Source organism: Paenibacillus woosongensis (assembly GCF_030122845.1).
Classification (GTDB): domain Bacteria; phylum Bacillota; class Bacilli; order Paenibacillales; family Paenibacillaceae; genus Fontibacillus; species Fontibacillus woosongensis_A.
This window is the reverse complement of the sequence record NZ_CP126084.1, coordinates 267,028-283,259: the sequence shown is the minus strand read 5'-3', so window position 1 is coordinate 283,259 and position 16,232 is coordinate 267,028. Positions and strand designations below refer to the sequence as shown.

The window sequence follows — 16,232 nt, the reverse complement described above, 5'->3', positions numbered from 1 at the left end:
ATCATGTATGAGATTATGCTGGTGGATGATGAGAGGGGGATTCGCAACAGTATCAAAGCCAAAATCGATTGGGAAGCCGCCGGCTTTCGGATTGTCTCAGAGGCCTCCAGCGGCAATGAAGCGCTGCAGCTGCTGGAGCAGGGACCGCTACCGCAGCTGGTCATCTCCGATATCCGCATGCCGCAGATGGACGGCATTGAATTTATCCGCATCTGCAAAAAAAAGTATCCGCTGCTGAGGACGGTTGTGCTGTCGGGATACTCTGACTTTGATTATCTAAAATCGGCCATACAGCTTGGAGTGAAGGATTATTTGCTGAAGCCGGTAGCCCGCGCAGAACTGAAAGAGCTGCTTGGCAAACTGGGTGAAGAATTTGAACAGGAGCAAAAAAGCCTGCAGATCTCACAACAGGATCTGCTGTTGAAAAATGAGCAGCTGCGGCTGATGCAGGAGAATTTTTTGCTGCAAATGGTCAAAGACGAGTGGTACAGCCTGGCAGCTATCCAAGAACGGCTGCAGCAGCTGCAACTGACCCCGCTGACGGCGGATGATCTGAAGCTGCAGTTTGTCGCTGTGGAGATGAGAGTGCCGCCGGGGCGGATGGCGGACCTGCAGGACCGCCGGGATCTGCTCAATTTGGCTTTTCAAATGCTATGCCGGGAGACGGCTGCTAAGCGGAAAGAAATCTATCCGTTCTGCGATGTCGCCAATTCTGCGATGATGTATTTTCTGGTTATTATGAAATCGGGGCCGGAGCATGCCGATCGAACGGAACGGTTCGTTGAAGAACTGAAACGAAACATCGCCAGTTACCTGAAGCTGGAATGTGTGACGGGGATTGGCGAGGAAGTGACGGGACTCAAGCGTCTGAAGAACGGTTATGCTTCCTGCATGCTGTCCTGGAGTCAAAGCACGGTGTATAAAGATGGAGAGGGTGAACGGAACCGGGTGATGGAGCTTACGCTGGCCTTTACCCCGGAGGTGGAGCGGAAGCTGGTGCAGGCGATTGAAAATTTGGACATGAGCACCTTCCGCCAGCAGCTTGACACCATTTTCAGCAGCGAAAGAGATACGCCGATGTTTGCTTTTACCTTTCTGGCCCTGCGGATCCTGCTGATGTTCAGCTCCATCGCTAAGAAGTTCGAGCTCGGCGGCTCCGCACTGCAGAAGTATTTGTGGAACTGTCAGATGACCATTTCCGATTACCAGTCGCGTGAAGGCGTGCTGGGGCAAATAGATGAGCTGGCGCAGCTTGTCATGGAGGAAGTGAAGAAGCTCCGCTTCTCCAGTGGACAGCATATGGTCGAGGCGGTCAGAAAATACGTGGAGGAGAATTTCTCTTACGAGTTGACGCTCTCTTCACTCGCCGAAATGTTTCATCTGAATGAGACCTATTTATCTGGGCTGTTCAAGCAGCATGTGGGCATTACGTTCAGCGACTATGTCACCAAGCTGAGAATGGCCAAGGCGGAGCAGCTTTTGCAAGAGAACGAACTGAAGCTGACCGATATCGCCATGCTTGTCGGCTATTCCAGCTCCAGCTATTTCAGCACTTCTTTCAAGAAAAACATGGGCAAAAGCCCCAAGGATTACCGTGAATGGTATTTGAAGAATCACACGCACGGGTAGTCCTAACGATAGCGAAGCTTTCAGTGCAGTTCTGCCTGTTCTGCGACAGCATCAATAATATTGTCTATTCTAAGAAATAGACTGCGCAATGCCACATTGGACGGAACTCTGATGTGGCAATTTTATGTTTCACGCCAAAGTGCCCGTTCCATTCCCCCACTCCCTGAAAACATCACAACTCCCTAACTGATCATATTGAAATGATTTCTCCGATAGTTTAGCTACAATAGTCTAAAACAAACAAGGAATAGGAGCATGCAACATGAATGTTTCGGGTGAGAACCAAGCACATAAAGAGAGCATCCGGCTGGCGGAGAAAGCGGTGGCGGCACAGGCAGAGGCTGCGGCTCGGGATGACTACCGGCTGCAGTACCATGTGCTTCCGCAGGCTGGCTGGATGAACGACCCTAATGGGCTGATCCAATATAAAGGGGAATATCATCTGTTTTATCAGCATCACCCCTATAGTGACAAATGGGGGCCGATGCACTGGGGCCATGCTGTAAGCAAGGATTTGGTGCATTGGAAACACCTTCCTATTGCTTTAGCACCTACGGAGCCTTATGAGCTTGGGCAGGAGGGCGGTTACGGGTGCTGGTCCGGCAGTGCTGTGGAGATTGATGGCAGGCTAACCCTAATCTACACCGGGCATGTGGACGGCCGGGAGCCGATGGAAGTGCAGTGCGCAGCGAGCAGCGTGGACGGGGTAGTTTTTGACAAACATTCCGGAAACCCTCTGATTCCAGGTTCGCCCGATACAGGGAACCTCGGCTTCCGTGATCCCAAGGTATGGCGTCATGAAGGTCTGTGGTATATGGTGCTGGGTTCCGGGAAAGAAGGCAAAGGTAAGGCGTTGCTCTACCAATCGGAGGATTTGGAGCGATGGGAATACATGGGGACGGCTGCGGAGAGCGACGGCACTCAAGGGGACATGTGGGAATGCCCCGATTTGTTCCCGCTAGGAGATAAGCATGTGCTTGTACTATCACCGATGAATATGCAGGATGCCAAAAATTTATATATGATCGGCGAAATGGATTACGCCAGCGGCAAGTTTATACCGGAGGCTCAAGCGAAGCTTGATCATGGTCCTGATTTTTATGCTGCACAGACTTTGTTGGACGACAAGGGCAGAAGAATTATGATCGCTTGGATGGATCACTGGGGTTCGGAGATGGCCCGTGAGGATCGCGGGTGGTATGGGGCAATGACATTGCCGCGAGAGTTGGTGTTGCTGCCGGAAGGCAAGCTGGTTTCACGGCCAGTTCCCGAGCTGGAACTCCTGCGGGAGGATGGAATAATAGCTTCCGGGGTGACCCTCTCTAACGGGAATGATGTGGAGTGGAGCGTTAGGGACGGACAGGGTTTTGAATGGATTGCTGAGTTTGCTCTGGACGGCACACAAGCTGAGCGTCTTGAGATTACTTTGCTTGCAGTAGAGGGGAGCGGAGAATCGACGGTAATCCGCTATTTGCTCCGGGAAAACAAGCTGATCCTGGATTGCAGCGCTTCCGGCCATGGCGATGCATCGATAAGTGAAGTTTCAGTAAGTACGGAAACATCAGATACTAACGGAGCCACGCTTAAACTGCAGGTATTTGTCGACCGTTCCTCGATTGAGGTGTTTGTAAATGATGGCCGCTATGTGCTGACAGGCCGGGTGTATCCGTCTGCTCTAACCGGCGGAATAACAATGAAGGCGAAGGGTGGAAATATAACGCTGCAGTCGCTGAATATGTGGAATCTCAAATCTATCTGGAGCTAGTCAGGAGGGACTATGATCAAAACTACAAGCAAGCTGGCATGTGTAGCTGTAATGCTGCTGGTTATAGCAGGCTGCGACATTGGCGGCAGTACCAACAATAACGGATCAGGAGGAAGTGAAATGAATGCTTCTGATTCTAAAACTCCATCCAATGCCGTCTCTAATACTGCACCTGCGGCTTTTCAGTTTTCTGCGATTCCCAATTACTACACGGAGCTGTACCGCCCACAGTATCATCTGTCGCCGGAAAGCGGGAATATGAGCGATCCAAATGGAATGGTTTATTTTGAAGGTGAATATCACCAGTTCTACCAGAATAGCGGCCAGTGGGGTCACGCCGTCAGCACGGACCTGATTCATTGGCAGCATCTGCCGGTAGCTCTGATGCGTGATTCGCTCGGGGAGATTTGGTCAGGCAGCGCGGTGGTGGACTGGAAGGATACGAGCGGTTTTTTTGACGGCAAAGCGGGGTTGGTGGCGATCTTCACCCATTTCAAAGGAGGAACGCAGTCGCAGAGCCTGGCTTACAGCTCGGATAAAGGACGCACCTGGACCAAATATGAGGGCAATCCCGTTATTCCGAATCCCGGACTCAAGGATTTCAGAGATCCCAAGGTGTTCTGGCATGAACCCTCACACTCTTGGGTGATGGTTGTCTCGGTGGACAACCGGGTGAGATTCTATACCTCTCCAGACCTGAAGACCTGGCAGATGGCCAGCGAATTCGGCGCCGACCAGGGTTCGCATGCCGCCGTTTGGGAATGTCCGGATCTGTTCGAGCTTCCCGTGGAAGGCAGCAAGGAGACCCGATGGGTATTGGCGCTCAGCATTGGAAATAACAAAACGACCCGTGGATCGACAGCGCAATATTTTGTCGGCAGCTTCGACGGCCGGACGTTCAAGAACGAGAATGAGCCCTCCAAAGTGCTGTGGACCGATTACGGAAGAGACTTCTACGCCGCAGTGTCCTACTCGGATATTCCGCAGACGGATGGCCGCCGTATCTATGTCGGCTGGATGTCCAACTGGCGCTATCCGTTCTCCATGCCGACCGATCCGTGGAAAGGTAATATGTCGCTCCCGCGGGAGCTGAAGCTGCGTGACATTCCTGGTGAGGGATTGCGCCTTGTCCAGCAGCCGGTGCAAGAGCTGGAGGCTTTGCGTGGCCAAGCTGTCAAGGTGGGAACCCAGCGGCTGGAGCCGGGCAACAATCCCCTGGTCGGCCTGCGAGGGAGTTCCTATGAACTCGATACCGAGTTCACCGTGCAAGAAGAAGCGGAATTCGGCTTCAAACTGAGAAAAGGCGGAAATCAGGAAACAATTGTATCTTATAACAGCGTTAATTCTACACTGACGATAGATCGGACCAAATCCGGCGACAGCTCATTTGAAGCCGAGTTTGCCGAAACGGTTAAGGCTCCCCTAAGAGCCGTAAACGGGAAAATTAAGCTGCGTATTTATGTGGATGAATCGACGCTGGAGGTGTTCGGCGCAGACGGCGAGACAGTGGTTTCCAGTATTTTGTTCCCGGGGGCTACCAGCAACGGATTGGAGTTGTATGTGAAAAAGGGGAACGTGACGCTGGACCAGGCCGTCTTTTATCCGATGGCCAGTATATGGCGGGATGAGGATCCCGACGGCTCGAAACCGCTTCGCGTTCTGCTTAGCCATTCCAGTGTAGATGTTCCACTTGGCGGCACTGCGGAAGCGGAAGCGGCGGTCGTTCCGCTAACAGCTCCCCAGGAGCTTACCTGGTTATCGAGTGATGAGACGGTTGCACAGGTGGATAGCCGTACCGGAACATCCGCTGTCGTAAAGGGGGTCAAGGAAGGGCATGCGGAGATTAAAGTTCTTGCTCCGGGTGGGCAAATTTATGCCGTGATGAACGTGTTCGTATATAAACCGGATTGAAATGGAGTGAAAAGATCATGACAAGCGTTACATCGGCAGCCGAGTCTGGCTCCAAATCTATACTTGCAAGCAAAAAGCCCAACCGGTATCTGCGGGGAGAAGAAAGGACCGCCTGGTGGTTCGTGCTGCCTTCCTTTGCTTTGCTGCTCATTTTTGTATTTTATCCGATGCTGCAAGCCTTTGTGATCAGCTTCCAGAATTATAACCTGGTGGGGTCGACTCGCAGCTTTATCGGGTTGGACAATTACAAGAATCTGTTGACGGACAGGGATTTCCTGGCCAGTCTCAGGCATTCGTTTCATTTTGCCATCATTGTTATTCCGATTCAGACCAGTATTTCACTGTGCTTAGCCCTGTTAGTCCAGAAAAAATTCGCGCTCACTGGGCTGTTCCGCACACTCTATTTCATTCCGGTTGTTATTTCTACGGCAGTGGCCGCAACCGTGTTCAAGCTGATCTACAACAAGGAATTTGGGATTCTGAACAATGTGCTGAAGACGTTTCACCTGCCCACCACCAACTTCCTCTCCAACCCGGAGACAGCGATGTACGGCGTGATCATGCTGGGGATATGGAAAGGCGTCGGCTTTTTCATGATTATCTTCCTGGCCGGACTGAATAACATTCCGCAGGATTTGTACGAGGCGGCCCGGGTGGACGGTGCTACAAAAATACAGCAGTTCTTCCGCATTACGCTTCCTTTGCTGAACCGTACCACGGCCTTCGTCGTTATTATGACGACAATCGATGCAATAAAGCTGTCCGGCCTTGTCTTTGTATTGACCGGTGGAGGACCCAACGGGGCTACCGAAACCGCAGTCTATTATATTTATAAAATGGCCTTCCAGCAGATGCAGATGGGTTACGCCACCGCTGCCGCCTTTATTCTGTTCGTGATTGTTCTCGTGATCTCGCTTGTGCAAATGAGACTGTTTCGGAACGCGGAATATTAATGGTGGAGCTTCTAAAGCCAATCTCGCTGCAGGGTCATTTCAAAGAAACGGTCGTTTCGCTAAACTACTAGGAGGAATACACATGAACCGCTTTGCAAGCATTGTTAAGTATACGGTTATGACCGTCCTGGCTGTCATTTCAATTATCCCGATCCTCTGGATGATCTCAGGTTCACTGCGACCTTATGAGGAACTGTTCAAGTACTCCTCTAGCCTGAATTATCATTTGTTCGTTCCTGTCCAGCCAACGCTGGCTAACTTTAAAGAGGTTATCTTCAATGAGGGCAACCCATTTATTCGCTATATCGCCAATACACTGTTCGTTGCAGGGATTGTGACCTTGCTGGTGCTGCTGGTGAATTCGATGTCGGCGTTTGCTTTTGCCAAACTGCGTTTCCGTGGAAAAGCGGTTGTCTTCGCACTGTTCATGTCGGCGATGATTATTCCTGGTGAAGTGACGCTGGTCCCGAACTATCTGCTGATGAATTATTTCGGCTGGCTCAACTCCTATAAGGCGTTGGTGATTCCTTCAATGCTGTCCGTGTTCGGGATCTTTCTGCTGCGGCAGTTCTTCGCGGAGATTCCCGATGAGATTCTGGAGGCGGCCAAAATCGACGGGGCCTCGATGCTGCGAACCTTTTCCAGCATTGTCTTGCCTGCGACCGTCCCACCAATGATCACCCTCGCACTAATGACCTTTCTCGGTAATTGGGATTCGTATCTATGGCCGCTGATCGTAATCAATGACGACAAAAAACAGATGATCCAGGTAGCTATTGCCGCGTTCTCCTCGGTGGAAGGAACGGATTGGTCTAAGATTCTTGCGGCAAGCACCATTTCCACGGTTCCGATCCTGATCCTGTTTCTGTTCTTGCAGCGCTATTACATTCAGGGCATTACGATGTCTGGTGTAAAAGGGTAATGCTGCAGCCATTCTACTGATCTGAATTGATAACGAAGGAGCAACGAACGATGAAATATGATGCGGTGGCGCTCGGTGAGCTGCTGATAGATTTTACTCCTGCGGGGACATCTCCTGCGGGTAACCCCTACTTTGAGCGAAATGCCGGAGGCGCTCCGGTGAATGTGCTGGCCGCATTGTCGCGGCTCGGCAAGCATACGGCTTTTGTTGGAAAAGTCGGCGATGATCCGTTCGGTCAGTATCTGCGGGAAGCATTGGTTGCCGAAAATATCGCGGACAGCGGGTTGGTCCAGACAAGGACAGCCCATACGACGATGGCGTTTGTACATTTGGATGGTGACGGGGAGCGGAGCTTTCATTTCTACCGACATCCGGGCGCGGATGCTGAGCTGACTTTCGATGAGGTGAATCGTGAACTGCTTAGCAGCACACGGATCTTTCATTTCGGGTCGATCTCCATGACCACCGAGCCTGCTTACAGCGCTACAGTTCAGGCGGTCCGGCTGGCCAAATCGCATGGGGCACTTATCACCTACGATCCTAACTGGCGGCCTGCGTTATGGATGGATGATGCCCACAGCAGGGCTGCGATGGAAGAAGGGCTACATCTGGCAGACATCGTAAAAGTATCTGAAGAAGAACTGGTCTTCCTGACAGGAAGTCAGGATTTGGCGGATGGAGCAGGGCAGCTCTTGAACAGCTATCCTATCGCGCTATTACTCGTCACGCGGGGAGCAAAAGGAACTTATTATGCCAACCGGACAGTGTCTGGCAATGTGGGCTCCTATCCGGTAACCCCAGTAGATACCACAGCAGCGGGTGACGGCTTTATGGGCGCTTTTATTTACCGACTGCTGGAGCTGGATAAACCGGTGACGGAGTGGGAAAGAAATGAACTGGAAAGAGCGGTGGCGTTCGCCAATGCGGCAGGCGCGATAGCGACCACGCGGAAAGGGGCAATCGCCTCCCTGGCAAAATTGGATGAGATTGCGGCGCTACAGCATCGTGGCGGAGGAAACGCAGATTCGATCTGATCAGGGGCTCGGATACTACTAGTCGCCGGAGTCCTCTGTCTCAATAATAATGAGAGGAAATAAGCGAGGGGAAGAATAACAACCTATTTTCTGAGAAAAAAGCTGCGCTTCCGGAAAAGGCAATGCTTACGCTTCCTAAAGGCCTCAACATGCTCAACCATGCCTCGCGGCATATTGGACACCGTTTGAGGCGTATAGTGATGTCCATACATTTTCTCAAGCAGATCTGAAATCTCCGCCATGGTTACGCCCTTCTGGAACATGTGAATGACGAATGATTCCAGGGTGTCGTACAGAATATGCGAAGATTTTCTATTTTAATTAAAATAACAAGGGAGTTGGAAGCTAGTAGCAATCGACTAGTTGATTAATCCGCTATTAAATTACGAATCCCAAATCAAAATCCCCCTCAACATACTGTTCAGGGGGATACACGCTTTAGGGATGATCCAAGGAACGTTATTATTGTTTCAGGAAATCAATTTCTATTTCATTTCTTTGTGGTTCACGTTTAAACAGATATTCACCATGCCGAATGGATGCAAGTACTTCTGCACGCTCACGAATGGCTTAAGAGGATAAGACAACGCCAAGAGGAGCCCGCCACAAGTTCTGTGACCAAGCTCCTTTTTATGAAGGTAAACCATAGTATCTCTAATCTATGAAACAGTCGATTAACAAACACGGGTCTTCAATTCCATTGCTCCCACATCTATCAATGCTTCTGCTAGTTTCAAAAAATTAAATCTTAGTATTCCGTCGATTTCCATGCCATAATCCATATTTCCGATTTCAACTTGAAAATCTTTAAGGGCCGCTTCTCCAACTATAATGGAATCCAGGTTCTAATCCCTACATATCGTTCTCGCGCTACTACCTCTGAACGGGATGTGTGGAAAAAACAATACTCGCGGTGAGGGTCCTCCTGGTGCAGCTCACTATACCGCTTCAATGCTTTGGTGGAATCCTCGAAGGAGTCAATAACAGTCATCTCTTCTATGAAACGCTGGCCTTCCTTAGAATACGCTTTGGTTGCCTCAAGAACGACCCATTCATTGGGAAATCGTTCTTTAACCTCATCCCATCGCATCTTGGACACCTCCGATTGAATAGTTACTTTTATTATATCATATCGGACTGCTTATCATTAACCAGTGTAAGCCCCCAGCTGATGCTCCATAAACTCATACTGACAAAACTTTCCAGTCCCTCTATGCGTCTAATACAGTACCAATGAAAAATTTCACGGAGGTAACGTACCATGAAGAACTGGCTTCGCCACGCCGTCCTTGCGGCGGCAGCTTTTATTGTACTTCTTGCTAACCTTCCGGCGGCCGATGCCGCCTCTACGCCTGCCACCAAGCTGATTGTAGAAGGAAAAACGATCACCGAGCGCCTGCCCGTCATCACGGATCGCGGACGAACCCTGGTCCCGCTGCGCATCATTAGCGAAGCGTTGGACGCTCAGGTGCAGTGGGATACCAAAACATCTACGGTCACCGTACAGAAATGGGGAGAACGCCTAAGCTTGAAGCCCGGCACCAAAAAAGCCACATTGCGGGGGACAAAATCCGGCGATCTAGCTCTAGAACTGGATGCGCCAGCCAAATTAAAACATGGAGCCGTTTATGTTCCGATGCGCCTGATTGCCCATTCCTTTGGATATCAGGTGGAGTGGACTCAAGGGGTAATTAAAATCTACTCACCGCTTAGCGAGGAGACCAAGAACATTTTGTATCGTGGCTCTCTGGAAGAGGCGAGACCGAAAATTACACGGCTCATTCAGTCCGCACACTATATGAACCCTCCGCTGGAGACCAAGATTGTAGATGAAAATTACGATAGGACGTTTATTTTTCCAGAAGGCGAGGCGTTGGGTTATTACTATATTTACGGAGATACGATATCCTGGGTCGAACTGCAGGATAACTTTCTAGTATGTACTTGGCAAGCTAACTTTGAATATGCCTCTATTGGTCACACGGAGACCCTCATGGGAACGAGCATCACAAACTCCACGGGCAAAGCGCCTGAAATCAACAAAAACATGCTGTTCTATTCGCATGGTATTTTTGGCGACAGCAGTCATACCGAATACGGGATAATCGATACAAACTACCAATATACGACTCTCGCTTACGAACGCATTGTTGGCGATAGGGTCACTGACTCGGAGGGGGTTATGGCATTTACGCTCCCTGGCGAGGTAAGAACGGATTATCGATAGTCCGCTCTAATCTGCCGGCAAGCTCTCCACCGCTGTAAAAAATACATCCAGCAGCTCGATTTCAAAGTTAGCTTGGACATACTCCGTGATTTGCTCCAGCTCTCGGGCACTCCTATACTCCAAGCATGGACGCCCTTCGCTCCAAAGAATTCTGCATTGAAATACCTCTGTGACACGTTCAATAATGTAATCTTGCTCTACAGCTCCACGACGGATGGGCATGTCTGATACTCCCTTGCTATTTAATCTCAGTGGTATAGCTATATAGTAATATTATATTTGGAGGAAAAGTGAAAGCAATGATGCGAAGAAGAACCTTCCTTATTCTTATTTCAATTCTAGGGATCATCTGTGTCTGGACGCTGTCCCGAGCGTTATTTTCGAATCTGACCGCAAATCGCAGCTATGATCTCCAGCTTGGATGGACATCTAATCACGAGCTTCCGAAAATTAACGACAGTTCTGATCGTTTTATCAACCATGCTCCGCTAACTGCAATAGCCATTTATCCAGATCAGAAGGAAGGCTTACTTCAGGCTCAATTATATGTAACAAAACGCGGGGAAAGCGAAATTCTTCAGCAAGAGTCAATGAGAGAAACCGAGGACCTAGCCGCGTTTGAAATGCGGCTTCATAATTTGGAATGGGAGAAGGGAGACTACACTCTTCACTTTAAGCGAGGGTTGAACATTCAAAAGTCCCTTGATTTTACGCTTCGTTAGTTCATGTGGCGGCTTCCAATATTCTTCAGTATGGTCCTGTAAGTGCTCCTTACAGGACCATTGTAAATTGCTCTGGTTTGACAGCTTCAACTCATCAGCAGCTCCGACGGCATCCGGGCGATCTCCGCATAACGCTGCGCTTCCTGCAGAAGCTCTGCATCCGTCGCCTTCGTTGTATTGTACGTGACGAATGGCGGCAGAAATTCGGCATCGCACCGGGTGAGGGTTCTCTCGATCGGCCGCAGAAGCTCGCTAAGGGTATATCGGTTAAACCCTCCTGAGCGATACTCTTTCTCCGACCCTCCCGTCGTCGTTGCCACCATGAATGCTTTGTCCTTCAGCTGATCTCCACCTGATCCATAGGCCCAGCCATACTCCAGTACGTCATCGAACCATTTTTTGAGCAGCGGCGGACTGCTGTACCAGTACAAAGGGAATTGAAGAATGATTCGGTCATGCTCCAATAACAGCTGCTGTTCTTGCTTCACATCGATGTTCCAGTCCGGATACGCCCCATATAGATCATGAAGCAGCACTCCCGCTCGCTGTAATTCCAGACATAGCGCCCGGTTTGCGCGAGAAGTGTTCAAATCGGGATGGGCCAGGATAGCCATAATTTTCACCAGCATATCTCTCCTTCCAACAATGGTGCATCGCGATGCAATCCCATTATTGGCGAGAATGCGCTGAGGTGTAAAGTACGCATTATTATCGTACTATGTACGCCAAATCGTACATTTAGCCGGACAGTTGTTCATTTGTTGGTGGTACATATTACAGATATCCAGCAGACATCCCCTTTAGTACGGTATAACGTACTTAGTACTGCTAATGAGCGTACTGTTCTATTTCTTAGCCCTCTGGTAAAATCTGTGTTGAACAGGTACTCACACGAAAGGGGCGCGGACGATGATGGAAGACGAAATGCAAGACGAGAGGCGCGACGAGGTGCGCGATGACGGAAAGACAGCGGGCATATTGACCACACTCCGCGTGATCGGAGGAAAGTGGAAGCCACTCATTTTGTTCATTCTGCTGCAGGACGGCACGAAACGCTTCGGCGAGCTGCGGCGCCTGCTCCCGAATATCACGCAAGGCATGCTGACTAATCAGCTGCGTGAGCTGGAGCGGGACGGTCTGGTGATCCGCACGATTCATCAAGAAATCCCCCCTAAAGTGGAATATTCCATCTCGGACTACGGTAAATCTCTCCACAAGGTACTGACGGAGATGTGCGGCTGGGGATTTCAACACCTGGAATATATTCAGCACACGGCCAGCGAGCCAGCCGCCAAATCTTAAGCAAGCCATCGGCAGTCAATTCTTGCAACAAAAAAACTGCCAACCAACAAGTTGGCAGTTCCGGTTCACGCTATATTCTTACTCTCCATACCACAGCTTAACCCGGTCTTTAACAAACTGGCCATAAGCCTCTTCCATCTCCTTGACGCCGGCTTTATCAAGCTCCTTCATGTAGCTGTCCCAAATGGCATCGAAATCCGCTGGCTTCGCCATAATCGCTTCCGGGATGCGTTTCCAAGTAATATCCTTCATTTTGGCTCCCAGTATAGTCGCCTTGTTATCTGCCGGTAAGGAGATGTTGTATACTGCACCGGCCTTTCTCTCCGGGAATTCCTCTTCACTAGGGAAGAGGCCCTTCCAATGCTCTATATTGTATGCGGCCAGCGCTTCTTTCTCCGGCTCACTGTAGGAAGCCGTCAGCTCCTCGGCATTCGTCTTGGTGAAATAGTTGCCCGTGGAATCTTTGATTCCATCTCCATAATGCACCATCATGTTCCAGTAGAATCCAAGGCCGGATTCCTTGGTGTAAGCCGTGCCCTCCCGGTCCATTTTGTCCTGAATGTCTTTAGGCACATAACGTTTGCCATTCTCCACGACGTAATCGATTCCTTCAACGCCCCAGTTCACCAGAATTTGTCCCTCTTCGGAAGCCAGGTAGTCCAGAAACTTGATGGCCGCTACAGGATCCTTGCATTGACTGGAAATCGCTACGCCATAACCTCCGTCAAAGCCTGCTGACCAGAAGCTGGGATCTTTATATTTCTTGCTCAGCGTTACTGGATAATGTCCATAGGTATGATCGAACTTGCCGGCTGCTTTCAGCGATTGCTGCGCATCCCCGAACTCCCACATCGGAACAATGAGACCAAGCACGCGTCCTGACGCTACTTTAGACTTGAACTGATCTGTTTTCTGAACGAAGCTCTCCGGGTCCAAGAGGCCGATATCGTTCATGTGGTTCAGCCAGCGGAAATATTCCTTCTCTTCCGGGCGGCGGAAGTGATACGTCACGTCAAAGGTTTCCTGATCCACATAATATTCTCCATCGTCAGGCGCGCCCGTCGTCATGAAGCCTACGTTAGTCACCATGTACATATGCCAATCATCTGCATTCAGGGAAAGGCCGATATTCTTATTTCCGTTCTCGTCGGTAGGATACTTCGCTAAATAGTCGGAGATGACTTTCTCATAATCCTGAAGAGTGCGAATTTCGGGATAACCGGCTTCTTTTACAACCCGATGCTGCAATTCGAAGCCGTGCTCTGCTCTGAATTTCTTCTCCTCTACTGCGGACCAGGTAGGAATGGCATAGATCGACTGATCCTCCAGACTGTATTTGGCGCGGACAATCTTATCTCCTAACATCTTCTTAATATTGGGCGCATGCTGTTCAATCAAGTCGGTTAAATCAAGAACCCCTCCGACATCGACCAATTTGCCCAAATCGGCTTTGGCAGCGATGAGATCAGGGTACTCCCCGGTAGCGGCCATAATGGACACCTTCTGCCCTGGATCGCCCACCGCAAACTCAGCATCCAGGATGACACCCGTCTTTTCGGTAATGATTTTGCCAATACGGTCCTGCATCTTATTCCAATTCGGGTTCGGATCCTCAGAGAAATACGTCAACGTGATGACTTCATTAGACGGTATGGTGTCTGATTGCTGCGACTCGTCAGGCTGCTCCCCATTTTTGGCCCCGCCACAACCCGTTAATGCCGTAGACAGCATCAGCAGAACGAGTAGTGAAACAGCCAGCCCCTTCCTTCCTAGCCTCATATGATCACACCCCTTAGTTATGATTGCGTATTGAACAGACCCACACCTGACGATACCGGTCTCACGGATCATCGGGCTCCCCTAGCTTTTGACTGCGCCGAGAGTCATCCCTTTCACAAAATACTTCTGCAAAAACGGATATACGACGAGAATCGGAACCGTAGCTACGATCGTAATGGCCATCTTAACGGAATCCGGAGAGATCTGGGCCATCAACTGGTTCATGTTGTCCCCGCGGACATTGTTCGCATTCACGGTCGTGCTCTGCAGCACCTTCATCAATTCATATTGCAAGGTAGTCAGCTTGCTGTTAGAGCCGTTAAATAAATAAGTATCGAACCAGGAATTCCACTGGCCCACGGCAAGGAACAGAGCTACGGTAGCCAGTGCCGGCTTGCATAGCGGAAGAATTACCCGATAGTAAATCGTGAAATCATTCGCCCCGTCCAGCTTCGCTGACTCCTGAAGAGAATACGGAATCCCATCAATAAACGACCGGATGACAAAAATGTTGAAGGCACTTACAAGCCCCGGCAAAATATAGACGGCAAACGTGTTCACCAGGTCCAGATTACGAATCAGAACGAAGCCTGGAATGAGCCCGCCTGACACGTACATCGTGATCGCCAAGAAGGTCGAGATGAACCTTCTGCCCTGGAATTCCGTCCGGGCCAGAGTAAAGGCAAGCATTGAGCCGCTGATCAGTCCCGCAATCGTGCCGACTACGGTACGCAGAACGGATATTTTAAACCCGGTAATGAGACCGTCGTAGCTGAAAATCAGCTTGTAATTCTGCAAAGTGAACTCTCGCGGATAGATCGTAATGCCGCCCCTGACGGTATCTACCGAATCGTTAAAAGAAATCGCCAGCACGTTTAAGAACGGGTACAGTGTAATGATCGTAATGAGCGTAATAAGAACATAGACCACGACGTCAAACAGTCTGTCGAATAACGATCTGGACACTATGGCAAGCTCCTCCTTCCCTTACATGATGCTTTCATTCGCTATTCTCTTGAACGCTCCGTTCGCAATAAACAGCAGCATGAGACTGATGACGGAATTAAAAATGTTAATCGCCGTACCAAATGAATACCGTCCCATTTCAAGCCCATATTTTAGAGAATATAAATCGAGGACCTCGGAATAATCACTGACCATATGGTTGCCAAGCAGAAACTGTCTCTCAAATCCAATGCCAATCAAATGACCGATCGACATAATTAATAGAACGATAATCGTCGGCCGGATACCCGGCAGCGTTATATGCCACATCTGGCGCAATCGGCTGGCTCCATCCACTCTCGCCGCTTCATACAGCTCCGGTCCAATTCCCGCAATGGCGGCCAAGTAGATAATGGCGTTCCAGCCGGTCTCCTTCCAGACGTCCGCCGCGGTTACAATTCCCCAGAACATGTGGCCCTTGGCCATAAATTGAATAGGCTGGTCTATCACATGAAGGCTCATTAAGACAGCATTCACGACGCCTCCGTCTGTGGACAGCATTTTGCTCACAATCCCGGCGGCCACAACCCACGATACGAAATGGGGCAGGTACGATACCGTCTGCACAAAACGCTTCAACACCTGTACCCTCACTTCATTTAGCAGCAGCGCAAACATGACAGGGAATACAAATCCAGCGACAAGTCCCAAGCTGCTCATAGCCAGCGTATTTCTAAGCACCAGATAGAATCGGTCATCCTGAAATAAAGCGGCAAAATGCTCGAAGCCTACCCATTTCTGTTCGAGGAAGCTCTTTCCCGGTTTGTAATTTTGGAAAGCCATGGTCCAGCCCCATAAGGGCAAGTACTGGAACACCAGAACCCATAGCACGAAGGGTACGGACATCATGTACAGCACTTTTTGGTTTTTGAATGTGGTCCACTTTGTCCTTTTCCTGGTTAATCCCAGCTCCGGCTCATCCCTTGTTACCGCTTTCATCCCTTTCGCCCCCCTCCTGCATTTCATAGTAACGCAGGAGGGGA

Annotated in this window: 15 protein-coding genes and 1 pseudogene; 9 read left to right on the top strand and 7 right to left on the bottom strand. The window is 50.0% G+C overall.

Going from position 1 to position 16,232, the window contains the following annotated elements:
* Positions 1 to 3: 3 nt before the first annotated feature.
* The 6 genes from QNH46_RS01360 (at position 4) to QNH46_RS01335 (ending at position 8,214) form a co-directional block, all read left to right on the top strand.
* Positions 4 to 1,629, top strand: coding sequence for a response regulator transcription factor (locus QNH46_RS01360; protein ID WP_283926595.1), 1,626 nt, complete (start codon positions 4 to 6; stop codon positions 1,627 to 1,629).
* A gap of 262 nt (positions 1,630 to 1,891) precedes the next feature.
* Complete coding sequence (locus QNH46_RS01355; protein WP_283926594.1) at positions 1,892 to 3,394, top strand: glycoside hydrolase family 32 protein; 1,503 nt, start codon at positions 1,892 to 1,894, stop codon at positions 3,392 to 3,394.
* A gap of 12 nt (positions 3,395 to 3,406) precedes the next feature.
* Positions 3,407 to 5,305, top strand: coding sequence for a GH32 C-terminal domain-containing protein (locus tag QNH46_RS01350; RefSeq protein WP_283926593.1), 1,899 nt, complete (start codon positions 3,407 to 3,409; stop codon positions 5,303 to 5,305).
* A gap of 17 nt (positions 5,306 to 5,322) precedes the next feature.
* Positions 5,323 to 6,258 carry a carbohydrate ABC transporter permease gene (locus QNH46_RS01345; protein ID WP_283926592.1) on the top strand — a complete coding sequence of 312 codons (936 nt, stop codon included), beginning with the start codon at positions 5,323 to 5,325 and terminating at the stop codon, positions 6,256 to 6,258.
* Between the two features lie 82 nt (positions 6,259 to 6,340).
* Entirely contained in the window at positions 6,341 to 7,180 is an 840-nt protein-coding gene (locus QNH46_RS01340; RefSeq protein WP_155612375.1) for a carbohydrate ABC transporter permease, read from the top strand.
* A 50-nt stretch (positions 7,181 to 7,230) separates the two neighbouring features.
* Positions 7,231 to 8,214, top strand: a complete 984-nt coding sequence (locus QNH46_RS01335) for a carbohydrate kinase family protein (protein ID WP_283926591.1) — start codon at positions 7,231 to 7,233, stop codon at positions 8,212 to 8,214.
* Between the two features lie 128 nt (positions 8,215 to 8,342).
* Here the strand turns inward: QNH46_RS01335 and QNH46_RS01330 are convergent.
* Positions 8,343 to 8,504 (bottom strand): annotated as a pseudogene (locus tag QNH46_RS01330) (transposase); the annotation flags it as partial.
* A gap of 536 nt (positions 8,505 to 9,040) precedes the next feature.
* Positions 9,041 to 9,304, bottom strand: coding sequence for a hypothetical protein (locus QNH46_RS01325; RefSeq protein WP_283926590.1), 264 nt, complete (start codon positions 9,302 to 9,304; stop codon positions 9,041 to 9,043).
* A 171-nt stretch (positions 9,305 to 9,475) separates the two neighbouring features.
* On the opposite strand from QNH46_RS01325, the gene QNH46_RS01320 reads away from it, so the two are divergent.
* Positions 9,476 to 10,441, top strand: a complete 966-nt coding sequence (locus tag QNH46_RS01320; protein ID WP_283926589.1) for a copper amine oxidase N-terminal domain-containing protein — start codon at positions 9,476 to 9,478, stop codon at positions 10,439 to 10,441.
* Positions 10,442 to 10,447: 6 nt separating this feature from the next.
* On the opposite strand, the gene QNH46_RS01315 is transcribed toward QNH46_RS01320, so the two are convergent.
* Complete coding sequence (locus tag QNH46_RS01315) at positions 10,448 to 10,663, bottom strand: hypothetical protein (RefSeq protein ID WP_213594627.1); 216 nt, start codon at positions 10,661 to 10,663, stop codon at positions 10,448 to 10,450.
* A gap of 68 nt (positions 10,664 to 10,731) precedes the next feature.
* Here QNH46_RS01315 and QNH46_RS01310 point away from each other — a divergent pair, with 68 nt between their 5' ends.
* The gene (locus QNH46_RS01310; protein ID WP_283926588.1) at positions 10,732 to 11,163 is read left to right on the top strand and encodes a hypothetical protein; all 432 of its coding nucleotides are present in this window, start codon (positions 10,732 to 10,734) and stop codon (positions 11,161 to 11,163) included.
* An 86-nt stretch (positions 11,164 to 11,249) separates the two neighbouring features.
* On the opposite strand, the gene QNH46_RS01305 is transcribed toward QNH46_RS01310, so the two are convergent.
* Entirely contained in the window at positions 11,250 to 11,786 is a 537-nt protein-coding gene (locus QNH46_RS01305) for an NAD(P)H-dependent oxidoreductase (protein WP_213594830.1), read from the bottom strand.
* Between the two features lie 286 nt (positions 11,787 to 12,072).
* Here QNH46_RS01305 and QNH46_RS01300 point away from each other — a divergent pair, with 286 nt between their 5' ends.
* Complete coding sequence (locus QNH46_RS01300) at positions 12,073 to 12,465, top strand: winged helix-turn-helix transcriptional regulator (protein ID WP_430691870.1); 393 nt, start codon at positions 12,073 to 12,075, stop codon at positions 12,463 to 12,465.
* A 78-nt stretch (positions 12,466 to 12,543) separates the two neighbouring features.
* Here the strand turns inward: QNH46_RS01300 and QNH46_RS01295 are convergent, their stop codons facing one another.
* From QNH46_RS01295 to QNH46_RS01285, 3 genes are all read right to left on the bottom strand, one after another.
* A complete protein-coding gene (locus QNH46_RS01295; RefSeq protein ID WP_283926587.1) occupies positions 12,544 to 14,244 on the bottom strand; it encodes an ABC transporter substrate-binding protein in 1,701 nt (566 codons plus the stop codon).
* Between the two features lie 81 nt (positions 14,245 to 14,325).
* Complete coding sequence (locus QNH46_RS01290; RefSeq protein WP_283926586.1) at positions 14,326 to 15,210, bottom strand: carbohydrate ABC transporter permease; 885 nt, start codon at positions 15,208 to 15,210, stop codon at positions 14,326 to 14,328.
* A gap of 21 nt (positions 15,211 to 15,231) precedes the next feature.
* Entirely contained in the window at positions 15,232 to 16,188 is a 957-nt protein-coding gene (locus QNH46_RS01285) for an ABC transporter permease (protein ID WP_155612384.1), read from the bottom strand.
* Positions 16,189 to 16,232: the final 44 nt, after the last annotated feature.

Coding starts and splice junctions, on each gene's coding strand:
- QNH46_RS01315 (WP_213594627.1), bottom strand. CDS start 10,663: ATGCCCATCCGTCGTGGAGCTGTAGAGCAAGATTACATTATTGAACGT.
- QNH46_RS01320 (WP_283926589.1), top strand. CDS start 9,476: ATGAAGAACTGGCTTCGCCACGCCGTCCTTGCGGCGGCAGCTTTTATT.
- QNH46_RS01295 (WP_283926587.1), bottom strand. CDS start 14,244: ATGAGGCTAGGAAGGAAGGGGCTGGCTGTTTCACTACTCGTTCTGCTG.
- QNH46_RS01335 (WP_283926591.1), top strand. CDS start 7,231: ATGAAATATGATGCGGTGGCGCTCGGTGAGCTGCTGATAGATTTTACT.
- QNH46_RS01350 (WP_283926593.1), top strand. CDS start 3,407: ATGATCAAAACTACAAGCAAGCTGGCATGTGTAGCTGTAATGCTGCTG.
- QNH46_RS01340 (WP_155612375.1), top strand. CDS start 6,341: ATGAACCGCTTTGCAAGCATTGTTAAGTATACGGTTATGACCGTCCTG.
- QNH46_RS01300 (WP_430691870.1), top strand. CDS start 12,073: ATGATGGAAGACGAAATGCAAGACGAGAGGCGCGACGAGGTGCGCGAT.
- QNH46_RS01285 (WP_155612384.1), bottom strand. CDS start 16,188: ATGAAAGCGGTAACAAGGGATGAGCCGGAGCTGGGATTAACCAGGAAA.
- QNH46_RS01325 (WP_283926590.1), bottom strand. CDS start 9,304: ATGCGATGGGATGAGGTTAAAGAACGATTTCCCAATGAATGGGTCGTT.
- QNH46_RS01355 (WP_283926594.1), top strand. CDS start 1,892: ATGAATGTTTCGGGTGAGAACCAAGCACATAAAGAGAGCATCCGGCTG.
- QNH46_RS01360 (WP_283926595.1), top strand. CDS start 4: ATGTATGAGATTATGCTGGTGGATGATGAGAGGGGGATTCGCAACAGT.
- QNH46_RS01345 (WP_283926592.1), top strand. CDS start 5,323: ATGACAAGCGTTACATCGGCAGCCGAGTCTGGCTCCAAATCTATACTT.